Consider the following 14,794-nt stretch of genomic DNA (forward strand, 5'->3'; position numbering starts at 1 on the left):
GCCGGACTCCACCTCGCCGCCATCTTCATCTGGTCGGCGAGGTGATCCGAAGGAAACGGCCTAGTCGCCGGGTGGGGGACGGTGGAGCGACTGGATGCGGACGGTCTGGCCTTCCTGGTCCTGCGCGACCCCTGCCACACCGCTACCCGGGCCGTCGAGAAGGGGCCGACCACCGGCCACGCCCTGACCGGCGCCCTCGCCGTCGTGACCGACGTCGCCGGCCGGGTCCTGCTCGGCCGGAGCCGCCGCGGCATGCTTGAGCTGCCCGGCGGGAAATCCGACGGCCCGGAGGACTTCGCCGCCGCGGCGGTGCGCGAACTCGCCGAAGAGACGGGACTGATCGCCGACCCGGCGGACGCGTACGTGGTGACGATGCTGGGCGACGACATTCACGGCATTCCCCGGCTCACGGCGATCGTCCGCATCACCGCCTGGTCGGGGACGCTGTCCAACCCCGAGCCCGACAAGTTCGCCCGCTGGGAGTTCTTCGACCTGCACACTCTGGCCTGCGCCGGCGCCGTGTTCGCCCCGGCCGCGCTGGCGCTGGATGCCGTATGGCCCGGTGTCATCCCCGACCTGCCGCCCGCGCTCTCCTACCCACTGGCCGTCGAGCAGCCGCCCGTGCCGGGTGAACCGGCCGAGGCGGTACGGCTGCGTCAGGCAATGGCGCAGACGGTGATCGAGGGCGGCTGGGCCCCGTCCGAGGCCGTCCAGGGTGCGCTGCGGAGCGTGCCGCGCCACCGCTTCGTCCCGGAAGCGAGCCTGGTGGCGGCGTACGGCGGCGGCGACCGGGCCGTCACCACCCGGCGCGACGAGACCGGAGTGTCGATCAGCTCGGTGTCCGCGGCCTGGCTCCAGGCCGACATGATCGAAGGTCTGCGCCTGGAGCCGAGCGCGATCGTGTTCGAGGCGGGCTCCGGCGGCTACAACGCCGAGCTGATCGCTCACGTCGCCGGGCCCGAGGGGCGGGTGGTGACCGTCGACACCGACCCGTGGGTCGTACGCCGTACCCGCCGGTTCCTCGCGGAGGCCGGCAGTGGACGCGTCACCGTCATCGAGGCCGACGCGACCCTAGGCGCGCCCGCCCGCCTCGTGCCCCGCGGCGGTTTCGACGCCGGTGTGATCACTTACAACTGCAGGGACATCGTCCCGGCCTGGCGCGAGCAACTGGCCGAAGGCGGGTCGCTCGTCCTGCCGTTGGAGCTGGGCGGCTACACCTGGGCGATCACATTCGAGCGGCGCGGGGAGGTGCTGCACGCCCGCCGTTTCACCTACTGCGGGTTCGTCCGAGACCAGGGGCAGCAGGCCTGCGCCGTCCCGGTCGTCCCCCTTCTCGACGGCGGGCTGACGCTCCGCTTCGACGACGGCGTCGCCGCCGGCACCAAGGGGCTGGAGGAGGCTCTGCGCGGCCGGCGGCATGAGGTCGCCACCGGCGTCACCATGGGGGCCGGCGCCTACTTCGGTTCCCTGCAGTTGTACGCGGCCACCACCCTGCCGGGCTTCTGCCGCCTGCGTGCCCAGCAGGACGGGGGCGTCACCGCCATCGCGAAGGGCCGTGACGCACCCGCGATCCTCGGCGACGTATCGCTCGCCTACCTGACCTACGTGCAAACCCGGCACGGGGAGCTCCCCGAGGACGAGGAGTGGGAAGGGGTCGTTCGCTCCTTCGGTGAGCAGGGCCCGCAGCTCGCCGAACAGCTCGCGGCCACGGTACGGGCCTGGGACCGTCACGTCCGCGCCGGCGACGACGACCAGCACGCCGATCCCGTCCTGACCGTCCACCCGGCCGGCACCCCCGACCATCTGCTGCCCGCCGGGGACCTCCTGGACAAGGAGCGCTCCCGGCTGGTGTTCCGATGGCCGGGCCGGAACGGTCCCCTGCCGGCCCCTGCCCGGTGCACCGATACCGATACGGCCGCCGTGACCACGGGAGGTTCGTGATCGTCTGGCTGAATGGGCCATCCGGCGGTGGCATGACTACCCTCGCTGCCGGGCTGTGCCGCATTCTGCCCGGCGCGACGGTCGCCGCCCCGGAGGCCGACGGCTTCCACCACCTCGTCGTGCACACCGAACCACCGGCACCTCAGGAGCGGATCGAGGCCGGCCGGGAATTCCTCGCGACGCCGGACGCAGCGAGCCGTGCGCGCCTGCCTCCGCCGACGCCCCCACTATTACCAGCAGGCCACCGCCGACTGCATACACGCCGCCGGCCACGTCATCGATACCAGCGTCCTCACCGCCGAGCAGACCCTGCACGCGGCCCTCGCTCACCTGTGTCCCGCAGCCCATGCACGGCCCCGACCACCGGAGGCACCACAGGCACGACCGTCATCAACCACGCCGTTCCGGCTTCGTCCACGGCGGTCGGCGCCCCTCCGTGATCCGTCCGGGCCGAGCGCGCGGAGCGTGGTAATGAGCACGACGGCCGGGCCCGCGGCCGGTTCCCCGTCCATGGCGGTGTTCGTGCCGCCGCACGCCCGCGGCGACCAGGTCCGGACGCGTCACGCCCACGCGGCCGCGGCCCGCATGTTCGAAGTGGCGCCCACCGGACCGGACATGCGGGGCCGACAGGGTCGCACCCTGGGACTCCGGGCCGGCCAGTGGTGGCTCCGCCTCATCTGCGCGCCTGAGGACAAGCGCAACCTCCGCCTGTGGGAGGGAACGGCCACGGCTCAGCACGCGCTCCCCCTCTCCCCCGACCGTGCCCAGGCCTGCGGCTCCATGACGTGCTCCAATGGTCCGCGCACGGCCACGCCTCCCGCACGGGGCTGTCCGAGTACGTGCCGCTGCCCGCCCTCCAGACCGGCGGACCGGTCCTCACCGTGGACCCCCCGCTCTGCCGTCCACATGGTGGGCGTCGGCCCCGATCCACCGTTCTGAACCGTCGGGTCATGCGGCTATGGGGCGACTCGGGGGCCTGCTTGTGTGCGAATGACCAACACATCCAGGTGCAGCTCGTCACGTGGCACTGGTATGTCGGCCCAGCCGGCGAGCAGCGCGAGAAGGTTGAGAGGACGTCGGGGTGCGCACTCGACGAGAGGGAAGCCGTTCGAGCCGTCGGTGAGGTAGGTGAGCGTCGCGCGGGCGGCGGCCTCGGCGTCGGCAGCGTGCTGGCCGGTGGTTACCGGCACTGGTTTGCCGGTGCCGGAGACGAAGGCTTCAGTCAGCAGGAGGTTGGCTTCGCCGGCGGTGAAGCGCTGGGACTGAGTGGTCGCGGTCGCTCGCGGAGCGAGGGTGTGCAGGCGGGCGAGCATCCAAGCCGTCTGGGCGAGTCCGGTGGCCAGCGCTCCTGCGCCGGCACCGGCGGACCAGGGGCGGTTGCCCTCCCCCGTACGGGCCCGGCCCAGCCAGCGCCACTCATCACTGTCCGGCTCCGGGACCGGGACGGCCATGGGCGCTTCCACGGCCAGAACCGCGCTTCCGTGCTCTGCCAGAGACTGGACCAGGGCCTGCACAGCACCCTCCGGATCGTCCCCGCAGGAGAGCACGGTTCGCTCCGGCGAGTCGACGACTGCCCAGGCGAACTTGGACGGCGATTTCACCGAGCCGATGTCCACGCCCACGACACGCATCGGAGCCGCTCCTTTCCTGGCAAACCACCGGAGTGCCACGCTCGTTCGGTCGACACCACCTACCTACCCATGGCTACGTACAGTGTCCACGTTGCCGCTTCAGTGAGCCTCCGCCAACTTGAAGCCGCAGCTCGAAGAGCTTGTGTGACCGGCTCTCGGGGTGCTCGTGCTGGTCGTCGGCGGCTGTCTGCGGAGTAGATCGTTTGCCAGAGCTGGACGGTTCGCTGATTCCTGCTCGCTGGGGCCGGGCGGCCTTCTTCGAACCGAGGCATGGTTCCCGAGCCGCTGGAATGGATCACCGCGCGGCGCGGAGTTGGACGCATATGAGGAACTGCTCGCCAAGGAGTTGGCGGAGGTGCGGGCCGAGCGGGACGAACTCACCGTCGCAGAGCAGGTACTTGAGCGGGTGAGCGAACAACTCGCCGACGAACGCGCGTCGGTCACGCCGACGCCCGGGCAGGTGACCGGACGAACGCTGATCGTCACCGGCTTCCACGCCAACCACCCCCGCAAGCTCACCCCCGGTGAGAAGACCGCCAACCAGGTCCTCGCCGTCGGACGCGCACCGGTCGAACACGGCTTCGCTCATCTCAAGTACTGGCGGATCCTCACCAAGCTGCGCACCGACCCCGCCCGCGCCATCCGCCTTCTGCGCGCCCCGCTCGTCCTGACGGACCTCGAAGTCAATCGCTGATGGCCGGCGCCGTCGGGATGGCAGGAGGTGTTCGGCGTCAGGACGGGGTGGCTGCCCGCATGACGGCGTGCCAGGGAGTGGCGTCGAAGATCAGGCGGATGGTGTCGATGCGGCCCTGGGTGAGGTGGAAATGTTCGGCGGTGCGCTGGGTTCCGATGGCCGGGATCGACGTGTGGACCTCGTAGACCAGGGTGGCTTCCGCCTCGCCGTACAGTTCGCTGATCAGATCGACGCCGGTCACAATGCCCAGGAACGCGTCCAGGCCACTGAGATGGTCATGTGCGCTGTCGGAGGACAGCAGGGGGCTTTGAAAGTGGAAGGACTCGCCGAGAGTTCGAGCAGCGGCGGGGATGTCGCCGCGGAACCGGGCGCGGTGGTAGGCACGGACGGTGGCGCGCGTCGTGGTCGTTGTGGTCCCTGTCATGCCGAGGTGCTCCCTTCGGTGGCAGCGAGGTGGGCGGCGATGCGCTGCTGGTTCTGAACGAGCCGTAGGCACAGGTGGCGGAGCTGGTGGAGTTCGGTGTCGGTGAATCCGTGGAACAGCGCCGTCATCGCCCGCTGCGTCGGCGCCCGGAACTTGTCCAGCCACGTCAGGCCGGCGGGGGTGATGCGGACGACGACGGATCGCCGATCACCCGGATCGGGGTCGCGCCGCACGAGCCCTTCGCGTTCGAGGGTGTCGACCAGGCCGGTGGCGTTGCGGGGAGTCATGCCGGCGGAGCGGGCGAGGTCGCCGGGATTGGCACCGGTCTCGCCGAGGGTGCACAGTCTGACGAGGACGTCGACGGCTCCCGTACTGAGGCCGCGGCCTTCGGAACCGTGCGTGCTGAGCCGCTCGACGGATTTGTGCGCGGCACGGGCGGCGGCCGCCGCCTCCAAACGGAGCGTGTCGCCCCCTGCCGCGAACTCGGCCATAGCCCTGCGGACTTGGGGGTCATAGATCAGCCCGTCCGTGTCATGGGCGAGTCCTTCGGAGTTAGTTACGTACTTCATAATGAAGGGATACGGGACCTTGCCGGGTCCAGTCAAGGGAGGAAGTAGCCGGATGCGGTACCCACTCGCAGGCTGTGCGCGCTCACGTGAGGAACCAGCATGCGCGGGCTCGGGGGCAACTGAGTAGAAAGTGAGGATTTCAACGAGCGGCCATCACCGCTGACAGACGATCTACTCCGCGGACAGTCGCCGACGACCAGCACGAGCACCCCGAGAGCCGGTCACACCAGCCCTTTGCCCTGCGACTGCGAGTTGGGCGACGAGACCCTCCTCGCCGGCGGCGTCCTTGCGCAGCATCACGCGGCCGGGGCCCGCACGGCGGTCGTCACCGCCACCTGGGCCCCCCGACAGCCGCCGGGCACCCGAACTCGCCGACGCCCTCTCCGTCCTCGGCGCTGGCAGCCCACGCCTGCTCGGCTACAACGATGCCCGCAACCCCGAGACGGCGCCCGGCAGGCCCCGGCTCGTCGACGCTCCCCTCGACGAAGCCGTCGGCCGCCTCGTCGCCCACATCCGGGGCTTCCGCCCCGACATCGTCGTCGGACACGACGCCCTCGGCCAACTGACCGGCCACCCCGAGCACGTACGCACGCACCAGATCACCCTGCCCGCCGTCGAAGCGGCCGGCCTCGCCCACCTGCACCCCGACGCGGAGCCGCCTTGGCAGCCGGCCGCGCTGTACGCCGCCACACACCCCGAGTCCGGTGCCGGCCCGCTCCGCCCCCTGCTCGAAGGCGTGGGCAAGAGCGTCCTCGCGGTGCCGGACTCGTATGTGACCACCAGCGTCGACGTCACGCCCTGGGCCGATGTCAAGTGGCGGGCGATTTCGGCGCACCGCGGGGAGGTCGCGCGTGAGCGGCCCCCACCCCGGCGTCCTCGCCCGCCTCCCCGAAGCCGACCGCGCCCAGATCATCGGGACCGAGCACTTCACCCGCCTTACCCCCGGCCCCACGAAGGGCGTCCCGGGCCAGTTGACCGGCTGATTCCCTACCTCCTCGCGCCGACCAACCCTCCCCCCCCCGGCTCCTTGAGGAACCGTCGTCGTCGCTGTGACGCTGGTCGCTTCGTGACGGTGACGGGCCGCCAGACAGCTGCTGCGGGGGCCGGGTCGGACACCGGGCCCCGGGGCACACGTGAGCAGCGGTACGGGCAGACAGCCGGCGGACGGACGGGGACCGGCGGCCAGGCATGGATGAGGTACGGCTACGGTGCCGTGGACGCGGCGGGGGCCGCTGCCGCGGCGACGACGGCCAGCCGATCGCTGCGGGGAAGGGCATATGACGCCGGCGTTGATCGCCTCCTGCTACCCGCTTGGTTCCCTTGCCTTATCGGGCGTAGCCTTCTACGCCGCACTCGAACCGCTCGTGCGCGATCACCGCACGTCGCTGAACAGTCGTCAGCACTCCCATGGAGGGCCGGACCGGATGAACCACGATCTCGCCGCCGAGCTCCACCGCCGCGCCGAGCAGGATCAAGCCGCCCGCCGTCGCTTGCTCAAGACCGGTGCCGCAGACGACCTGGTCCTGATCGACGCCGACAACACCGCCTGGCTGAAGCAGGTCATCGCACGACACGGCTGGCCGGGTATCACACTGGTCGGCGAGCAGGGGGCCGACGAAGCCTGGCTCCTGGCCCAGCACGCCGACCGCGACCCTGACTTCCAGCGCCAGGCGTTATCCCGGCTCCAGGATGCCGTCGAAGCCGGGGAGGCTCTGCCCCGGCACCTCGCCTACCTCACCGACCGGGTGCTGGTCGCGTCCGGTGAACCCCAGGTGTACGGCACGCAGTACACCCACGACCCAGACGGAGGAGACCTTCGCCCGCACCCCGTGAGCGACCCCTCCCAGCTCGACACCCGGCGTGCCTGCGTCGGATTGGAGCCGGCCGCGGAGGCCGACCGGCGCATGCGCGAACGCTATCCCCGTAAGGCTGTCTGACCCCATCGCCTGTCGATCGCGGCGCGCTGACGGACTCGGCCACAGGCCGACTGTCTGCCGCCCAGGGCGGGACCGGATCGTCTCGGTTGACGGCGCCGGTCATGTTGGGCCCGGCTCCCGGCCACACCGTCCCTTCCGGTCGGGCACACAGCACCGTCCCACGTCCGGGCACCAGGCGCAGCCCGGCCACACCGGCTCATCCGGCCTCCGGCGCCGGTTTGGCCGGCTTGGCCTTGGTCTTCGTCGGGCTGGTGGCGGTCTTCGTCTTCGCCCGGCTGGGCTGGGCCTTGCCGGACTCGGACGCGGTAACCGGAGAGGCGGTGGAGCGTGAGGTGGCGGGCTCCACTGCGCCGAGCGGGTGGCCTTCTTCCGGGGAGCCGGGACGGTGGTGGTGGCGGGCTCGAAGGCGGCCGGGACCTGAAGAAAAGCCGAGCGCCTGCCGCAGGTTCACCAGCACCGCGTGGTCCCGCTGCAGCTCTTCCGTTCATGTGGTCACGCCTCTTGCCCGGTGGCCGGACAGGCCGTTACGGTCCCAGCCAGTGATCATCTACGCGCGTCACTTCGCGGAGGAGAGCTTCATGCGCATACGCAAGACCGTCCTGACCACCATCGCCGTGCTCTGTGCGGGAGGTGCCGTGGCCGCCGGCACGGAGGTGCCCGTGACCCGGACGAGTGGCGCGCCGGTGCCCGCGGCCACCGGATGGACGCAGGTCGGCCACGACGTGAGGAGCGGCATCAGCGGACTCACCGTCACCTCGCGCACGGGCAACACCTACCGGGTCCTGATCGCCCTGGACAACAAGCGTCCCGGAGAGAACCGCATCGCCCGCCTCGACTACCGCGCGGGCGAGTCCGGCCGTACGGCCACCGTGCAGCCACTCGAATGGAGGGGCGGTGCCGAGCCGATCGACGTGGAGGCGATCGAATCGGTGCCCGGCACCGTTGACGAGTACCTGGCCGTGTCGAGCCGCGGCCTCGTTTACCACCTCGTCGTCACCGACGACGGGAAGGCGGTCCAGGTCCGCGACCTGTCGCCGCTCCCGGCGATCGGTCCGGGCGACAATTTCGAGAGCTTCACGCTCGTCTCCCGGCACCACAAGCTGGCGGCGGTCTGGGCCGACCGGGGCGAAGGCGACGGCCGACCCGCGACGCTCTACGCGGCATCGCTGTCGTTCAACGAGTACGGGGAGTCGGTGTTCGGCAAGGTGACGAAGGCCGCCTACCGTGCGCCGTATCCCACACAAGATGTTCGGCACGCTTCCGACATCTCCGTCACCGACTCGGGCCGGCTGCTGATCGCCTCGGCGTCGGACGAGGGGGACGACGGTCCGTTCGACTCGGCGGTGAGCGACGCGGGCTCGGTATCGCTCGACCGCTCGGGCCGGGTGCGGCTCACGGTGGCCCAGCACCCGCGGGTCCTGCGGAAGTTCGAGGGGTACAAGGTCGAGGCTGTGGACTGCGTGTCCGGCTCCGGCACCGCGGTCCTCGGCACGGACGACGAGAACGCGGGCGGTGCCCTCACGACCGCCCGCATCTGCCACTGACGACTCGGCTGGACTCGGGGCCCGGCCGACGGCGACGATCGCCGTGCCCTTCGCCCTGCGCACAGCCGAGAGCGGATACGCCCAGAGCCGGCCTACGGCACGGCCGGTCCGGCCCGGCGGTCCGGCCCGGGCGGTCCGGCCACGGTCCGCGCGGTGACGCAGGTGCTGGATAACCGCGGTCCCCGCCTGCGACTTCACCGTGTCGCGATGGTGGTCGCGCCGCGCAGCCATCCACAGCGTCACATCACCGCGCACCTCGAAGTGGCGCGTAACCCCCCGCCCCGTCAGCTTCCAAGTCGGTGTGCCGTCCTGGGGTACTGTCCGTCGTCGGAATGCGGCTGGTCTGCTCGAAACCAGGTGAGAGCTTCGCGGTGAACGTCGCCCCCTCCAACGCACGGGCAGCTTCAGGGGATCGACCAGTGAGGTTCGGTCGTGGGGTCGTTGACCCAGATGTACTGCGTCGCACCGTTGTCGGTGACGGTCATGCCGAAGTCGTACAGGTCGGGGCTGCCCAGGTCCAGCCATGTGTCCCAGGCCGCCTCCAGTTCGTCGGCCAGGCGTCGGGGACCGCCCTGGGTGGCGATCGTCCGGCCGCCGCCGATGGCCGAGAGCATGGCCCAGGACTTCTCGGCGTCGTGAACCCATGCGTTGAGGCCGTCAGCGTCGTAGGCGAGCGTGGTCCGCAGGTGAGGCAGGGCGACGCGCAGCGCGAACCGCAGGTGTGCGTTGTCGTGGAGCGGGGTGAGGTCGCGGAGGAAGGGGCGCTCCCCCTCCGGCTCGCTGCGCCCGCGTACCTGTGTGAAGTCGGGTTCGCGGCGCAGCGCCCCGCGGTCGGGCATGAACTGTGCCAGGCCCTGGACCCATCCTGTCGCGGACCGGCCGTCGTCGGCGACGGTCAGCGCGACGTGTCCGAGCCGCCCCCAGGGAGTGACGATGCGTCCGCCCGGCCGTGTCTGTGCAATCCAGGGCCACGGGATCCGTTCGACGGCGTAGGTGGCGATGACCCGGTCGTAGGGTGCTGCGGGGGCCCATCCCTGATTTCCGTCACCGACCTCGACGTGCACGGTGAGTCCGGCTTCGGCCAGTGCCCTGCGTGCCGCCTGTGCCAGGTCGCGGCTCGCCTCGACGCCGACGGTGCGATCGGGTCCGGCCCGCCGGCTGAGCAGGGCTGCGTTCCATCCGCTGCCTGTTCCCAGCTCCAGGACGCGGTGGCCGGGTTCGAGGAGCAGGGAGTCCAGCATGTCGACCACGACTGCCTGACTCGACAGGCTGGATGTCGGCAGTCCGTCGGTGACCTCGGTGACGGTCGCCGTGTCGGGGCCGGGATACACCTCGCTCGCCCAGCCGGACGGATCGATCCGCTGGTCCACCGGCACGTAGGCGTGCCCGTCCCACCGCCAGACGCGGTCCGGGGCGAACCGGTGCCGGGGCAGGGACTCGACGGCCTCACGGATCCAAGGAGACCGTTCGGGCCAGTCGCCCCGCTGCTCCATGGCAGCGGCCAGCGATCGCCGCAGCCTGTCGATGCCGGGTGCAGTTGTCAGCACCGTACTGCTACTTCTTGTGCTTGCCGGTACTGGGCGGAGGCGGAGGGACCTGTCCGTCGCTGTTGCCGGGCGGCGGGGTGCCCGTCCTCGGGTCGGCCGGCGGCTTCTCGTGCTTCCCCATCGCTGTCTCCCCAAGATCGGCAGGAAGGATGACCCTCCTATGGTGAGGCGTGTGACGGGGCGCTGTCCGCCGGACGCCTGAGCTTTCCTATCGGTGGGGCGTATCCGACAACCTCACTCCCTTCACTCCAAGCCGTCCTCACCGGCCGGTGCGACGCACCCTCACCCTGCCGCCGGCGGGCCGGACCTCAGCCGGGCCGGGTCCGTCTTCCTCTGTCCCTCCACAGGCGAGCGTCGGTGAGAAGTCTCCGTGAACGGGCCGTCGCTGCGCAGCACCTCGCCGCCGCGCACCCACACGGTGACGGCCTCGGGGGGCAGCGCCAGACGGTGCCGTGCAGCCGTACGCCCCGCTCGCCGAGCTGCTCTATCCAGGGCTCGACAGGAGCGATGCACGAGGCGTCGGCCGTGTCGTCGCCGCAGACCAGCAGCATGTACTTCATGTGTCCTCCCGGTTCCCATCAGCTTCCTGCACCCCACCGACGAACGGGAGCCGGCCGCATCGACACCCGGCACGGCACTTTTCCGCGTTTCCTCCCGCGCGCGGCCGGGACGCGGTTGGATGTCCTCATGACCTCCGCCGAGCACGCGCGGCTGATGCGCGCCAACCAGGCGAACTGGGACGCCCGTACTCCGGTCCACGTCACCAGCCGGTTCTACGGCCTGGACGAGGACCTGGATCCGGAGCGCTGGTTCGCCGCGTTCGAGTGGGAGGACCTCGGCGAGTTGTCCGGCCGGGACGTGCTGCACCTCCAGTGCCACCTCGGCACGGAGACGCTCGCCCTCGCCCGGCGTGGAGCCCGGGCGGTCGGCCTGGACTTCTCGGCGGCGTCCGTGACGGCCGCGCGGGATCTCGCCGCGAAGTCGGGCCTCGACGTCACCTACGTCCAGGCCAACGTGTACGACGCCGTGACGGCGCTCAAGGGCCGGCGATTCGACGTCGTCTACACCGGCAAGGGCGCCCTGTGCTATCTGCCCGACCTCGACCGGTGGGCGGACGTCGTGGCCGCACTTCTGCGGCCGGGCGGGCGGTTGTACGTCGTGGAGTTCCATCCGCTGCTCAACGCGCTCGGCCCGCAACCGGGTCCGGGTGAGGGACCGGAGCTGCTGCTGCGCCACGACTACCTGGGGGGCTCCGGTCCGGTACACCGGGATGCCACCTACACCTACACCGACGGCCCGGCCGTCGAAGGCGCCACGGACAGTTACGAGTGGATGCACGGAGTAGGAGAGGTCGTGAACGCGTTGACGGATGCGGGAATGGGCGTCCGGCGACTGCGGGAGAGCGATGAGCTTCCCTGGCCGCGCTGGCCGCGGATGGTCCGTACGGACTCTGGCTGGTGGCGGCTGCCCGAGCCGCGGATCCCCCTTTTGTACGGCCTACTGGCCGTTCGTTGAGCCTCCTTCCCCCGGTTGAGCATGTGCGGTGACGCGGGCACTCCGGTGCGCACCACCATCGCGTCGCGCAGTATCGCCGTGATCGACTCGCCGAGGGCACGCACCGTCCCAGGGCCCGTGCCCGGTGATGCCTGGCTGGTGCCGACGGCGCCCAGACCGAGGTCGGTCTTGGCCGACACCCGCGGGGCCCGGCCGTTCAACCGGGCGGGGTGGCCGGCCGGCGCGGTGTACGTCGTGTCGAGCAGCGGCAGGTGGACGGCCCTGAGCACCGGCTCGTCACCCTCCCCGAAGTCGCCGCCGCCCGTGCCGCCGCGTCCGGCCACGGCCTCGTCGTCCGACCGCTGCCCGTCGGCATCCCCCGGCCCCGCTCCGCCTGTCGTGGCACCAGCGCTACGACAGCGGCCAGGCTCACGCCTGGCCGCGCGCCAAGGCCCGCGCCGCCCTGCGGAGCGTCGGCCCCGTGGCCCGTGTCGGTGCTGCCTGGTCCGGTGGCCCGGGCCACCTGGGCGGTGGCGCCGGCGGCGAGATCCACGGTGCCCGCCGTGGTGGTGGCGCCGGGCCGCGCGGGCTTGGGGGCACGGGTGCCCGACCTCACACCCGGCACAGGCGGGCGGATGATGCCCACAGCACCGCACGCGTCGCTGGGGGACGGGGACTATGAGCGACACCACGCCCAGACCGCCGACGCCGAACACGCCGCCGATACCGAAGAAGTCCCGCACCAACCTCGTCATCACGGCTCACGCGCCGCCGTCATCGCCGCCCGTCGTAGCTACGGGCGTCGTGGTGATCCAGTCCAGCAACGACGAAAGCACGCCGCAGTCACCGCCGGCGACTTCCCGGTCAGTTTGCGTACGACCAAGCGGCAGTGCTTCGGTTCTGCGGGCTGCACCATGACGGTTGAGCCGCACCTGACCTGACCTTCCTGGGCGACGGCACGAGCATCGACCCGGGCGCCGTGTACGAGATCAACGGCGACGAGTCCGGCCCGGTCATCGAGACGGCCGAGTTGTCGGATCAGACCAGCCTGAACTACAGGCCATCGATGATCAGTACAGCCTCGGCGGCCACGAAGGTGTCCGTGGAATGCCCGGAAACAGGAGCAGCACATCCGGCATCATGGCCCCTCAGACACCGTTCTAGGGGGGACATGAACACCCGCATCACCACCACCGGCATCTGCGCAGCCGCGCTTCTTGCCCTCACCGCCTGCTCCTCCGGCAGCGACGACGCCGAGCCGATGCCCATCGAGGCCAGTACACCGAAGACATCCCCGACGCCCAGCGACGACTGGAGCGCCGCAGAGAAGACTGCCGGCATCCCACCGGAGCCGACTGCCGCCAAGCGGGCCGAGCTGCTCCGTGCCCTGGCCGCGGCCAACCCGGACATCGTGAAGTACGAGGACAAGGCTGTCGACGCCGCGCGGAATCAGTGCCGATCGATCAACGGCGGTGGCAACAAGCTCGACTGGGCAGCGTCCCAGCGCTTCACGTACAAGGACGTCACCACCACCGAGGCCCAGGGCAAGCAGATCAACGAGGCTCTCAAGGGCATTGGTTTCTGCGAGGTCTGACCAGCCTCACACTCAGGCCCGGCCCGGTGCGGCCGGGCCTTTCGCACCTTCGTGACCGGTGCGTGGGCCGGCCGGGGCCTCAGGTGTCACCGGCGGAACGGGCGGTCTCCTTGAACCAGGCGGTGACGTCCGCCGCGGTCGACTCCACCTCCGTGGCGCTGGCTCCGCGTACCACGGCACGGCCCGCGCGCGTGGTGGTGGTCTGCGGTGTCGTCATCAGCGAACCCACCGCGAGCTTCAATTCCGCGTCGACCACACCCGGCCTGGTCCGGATGTCGTCGACCGACGGCATCGAGAGCACGCGTCCCGGCGGAGCGCTCAGCGTGACCCATCCGAACAGGTCCTCGTCGGGCGCCGCATCGGCTCGCCCGGGGGCGGGAAGGGCCAACACCGCCGCCGCCCACTCCCGGTGCAGGTCGACCCCGGTGGTCAGCAGAACGGTCCGGTCGATGCGTCCGCCCGCGATACGGCCGGCGCACTCGCCGAAGACGAGTGTGCCGTCGGTCTGCTCGAAGGCCTCCAGGTGGTACACCCCGTCGGCGAAACCCAGGGCGTCGGCCACTTTCCGGACCAACTGCCGCGCCCGCGCGTACCGCGATTCCTCCTGAGCGGCGCGCAGCGCGACCGAGCCGTTGAGGGCTCCGTGCAGGGCGGTGATCTGGTTCCGGAAGTACCGGGACACGCAGATCTCGACGACCTGCCCGCTCCTGACCACACCGTCGATGTGCAGTTCGTCGCCGGGCACGAACTCCTCGCACAGCCAGGGACCCGCGCCGTGGCCCTTCTTCCAGGCGGCGATGTCGGCGGCGGAGCGCAGCGCCGCGGTGTCCGCTGCTCCCGCCCCGGACGGCGGCTTGACCACGACGGGCAGCCCGCCCACCGAGGCCACGGCCTCCGCCAGTTCTTCAGGATGTACGAAGACCGCGGACCGCGCCAACGGTACGCCCGCACTACGCAGCGCCGTCTTCTGGGCCTGCTTGTCGCGCAGCAGCACCGCCGTGGACAAGGGAAGCGAACGAGCCGCGCAGGACGCCCCGATCACCGCGGCCGCCACCAGGCCGTGCTCCAGGGCGCTGGTGATCACGTCGAACTCGTCCAGGCTGATCCCGTCGCGTGCGAGACCCAGCAGGACCTGCTCGGCGTCCATCGGGTCTGCCACCACCACGATGCGGTCGACCAGACCGCGCCGACGCAACGAGAGCGCATGTCTGGGCGTCGCGACACAGGTGATCCGTGCCCCCCGCTCGCCCAGCGCCGCCACGGACTCGTCCGGCTTCGCGCCGAGCAACAGGACCCGGCCGCCGTCACCGACTTCACGCACCATGTTCTCCTCCCAAGGTAACCACCGGCGTCTTCGCGGGGACCACTGCGGCGCCCGCCCGTCGACGGGGGCGCCGGGCCCTTCGCCCTCCGCCCTCC

Annotated in this window: 12 protein-coding genes and 1 pseudogene; 7 read left to right on the top strand and 6 right to left on the bottom strand. The window is 71.1% G+C overall.

What is annotated here, in order from left to right; translation table 11 throughout:
* The first annotated feature begins 81 nt into the window (after nt 1-81).
* Complete coding sequence (gene fxlM, locus ABD350_RS26810; RefSeq protein WP_344350981.1) at nt 82-1,941, top strand: methyltransferase, FxLD system; 1,860 nt, start codon at nt 82-84, stop codon at nt 1,939-1,941.
* A 956-nt stretch (nt 1,942-2,897) separates the two neighbouring features.
* On the opposite strand, the gene ABD350_RS26815 is transcribed toward fxlM, so the two are convergent.
* Complete coding sequence (locus ABD350_RS26815) at nt 2,898-3,572, bottom strand: hypothetical protein (RefSeq protein ID WP_344350982.1); 675 nt, start codon at nt 3,570-3,572, stop codon at nt 2,898-2,900.
* A gap of 313 nt (nt 3,573-3,885) precedes the next feature.
* On the opposite strand from ABD350_RS26815, the gene ABD350_RS38025 reads away from it, so the two are divergent.
* On the top strand, nt 3,886-4,266 hold the full coding sequence (locus tag ABD350_RS38025) for a hypothetical protein (RefSeq protein ID WP_382467112.1): 381 nt from the start codon (nt 3,886-3,888) through the stop codon (nt 4,264-4,266).
* A 37-nt stretch (nt 4,267-4,303) separates the two neighbouring features.
* On the opposite strand, the gene ABD350_RS26825 is transcribed toward ABD350_RS38025, so the two are convergent.
* Together ABD350_RS26825 and ABD350_RS26830 are read right to left on the bottom strand one after the other, a co-directional pair.
* Nucleotides 4,304-4,690, bottom strand: coding sequence for a hypothetical protein (locus ABD350_RS26825; protein WP_344350983.1), 387 nt, complete (start codon nt 4,688-4,690; stop codon nt 4,304-4,306).
* Complete coding sequence (locus tag ABD350_RS26830) at nt 4,687-5,259, bottom strand: MarR family winged helix-turn-helix transcriptional regulator (protein ID WP_344350984.1); 573 nt, start codon at nt 5,257-5,259, stop codon at nt 4,687-4,689. Before ABD350_RS26830 ends, ABD350_RS26825 begins: the two co-directional genes overlap by 4 nt.
* A 234-nt stretch (nt 5,260-5,493) precedes the next feature.
* Here ABD350_RS26830 and ABD350_RS26835 point away from each other — a divergent pair.
* Together ABD350_RS26835 and ABD350_RS26840 are read left to right on the top strand one after the other, a co-directional pair.
* Nucleotides 5,494-6,242 (top strand): annotated as a pseudogene (locus ABD350_RS26835) (PIG-L deacetylase family protein).
* Between the two features lie 294 nt (nt 6,243-6,536).
* Nucleotides 6,537-7,196 carry a DUF6624 domain-containing protein gene (locus ABD350_RS26840; protein ID WP_344350985.1) on the top strand — a complete coding sequence of 220 codons (660 nt, stop codon included), beginning with the start codon at nt 6,537-6,539 and terminating at the stop codon, nt 7,194-7,196.
* Nucleotides 7,197-7,392: 196 nt separating this feature from the next.
* Here the strand turns inward: ABD350_RS26840 and ABD350_RS26845 are convergent, their stop codons facing one another.
* Nucleotides 7,393-7,653 carry a hypothetical protein gene (locus ABD350_RS26845; RefSeq protein WP_344350986.1) on the bottom strand — a complete coding sequence of 87 codons (261 nt, stop codon included), beginning with the start codon at nt 7,651-7,653 and terminating at the stop codon, nt 7,393-7,395.
* Between the two features lie 121 nt (nt 7,654-7,774).
* Between ABD350_RS26845 and ABD350_RS26850 the strand changes: the two genes are divergently transcribed.
* The gene (locus ABD350_RS26850; RefSeq protein ID WP_344350987.1) at nt 7,775-8,740 is read left to right on the top strand and encodes a hypothetical protein; all 966 of its coding nucleotides are present in this window, start codon (nt 7,775-7,777) and stop codon (nt 8,738-8,740) included.
* A gap of 404 nt (nt 8,741-9,144) precedes the next feature.
* On the opposite strand, the gene ABD350_RS26855 is transcribed toward ABD350_RS26850, so the two are convergent.
* Nucleotides 9,145-10,287 (bottom strand): methyltransferase domain-containing protein, encoded by a 1,143-nt coding sequence (locus ABD350_RS26855; RefSeq protein WP_344350988.1) that lies wholly within the window; start codon nt 10,285-10,287, stop codon nt 9,145-9,147.
* A gap of 687 nt (nt 10,288-10,974) precedes the next feature.
* Here ABD350_RS26855 and ABD350_RS26860 point away from each other — a divergent pair.
* Both ABD350_RS26860 and ABD350_RS26865 read left to right on the top strand, forming a co-directional pair.
* Nucleotides 10,975-11,802, top strand: coding sequence for a class I SAM-dependent methyltransferase (locus ABD350_RS26860; protein WP_344350989.1), 828 nt, complete (start codon nt 10,975-10,977; stop codon nt 11,800-11,802).
* A gap of 958 nt (nt 11,803-12,760) precedes the next feature.
* Nucleotides 12,761-13,375 (top strand): hypothetical protein, encoded by a 615-nt coding sequence (locus ABD350_RS26865; protein WP_344350991.1) that lies wholly within the window; start codon nt 12,761-12,763, stop codon nt 13,373-13,375.
* Between the two features lie 79 nt (nt 13,376-13,454).
* Here the strand turns inward: ABD350_RS26865 and ABD350_RS26870 are convergent, their stop codons facing one another.
* Nucleotides 13,455-14,699 carry an ATP-grasp domain-containing protein gene (locus ABD350_RS26870; RefSeq protein WP_344350992.1) on the bottom strand — a complete coding sequence of 415 codons (1,245 nt, stop codon included), beginning with the start codon at nt 14,697-14,699 and terminating at the stop codon, nt 13,455-13,457.
* Nucleotides 14,700-14,794 lie beyond the last annotated feature (95 nt).

The sequence above is a fragment of the Streptomyces nogalater genome (assembly GCF_039532885.1).
In the GTDB taxonomy this organism is placed as follows: Bacteria; Actinomycetota; Actinomycetes; order Streptomycetales; family Streptomycetaceae; genus Streptomyces; species Streptomyces nogalater.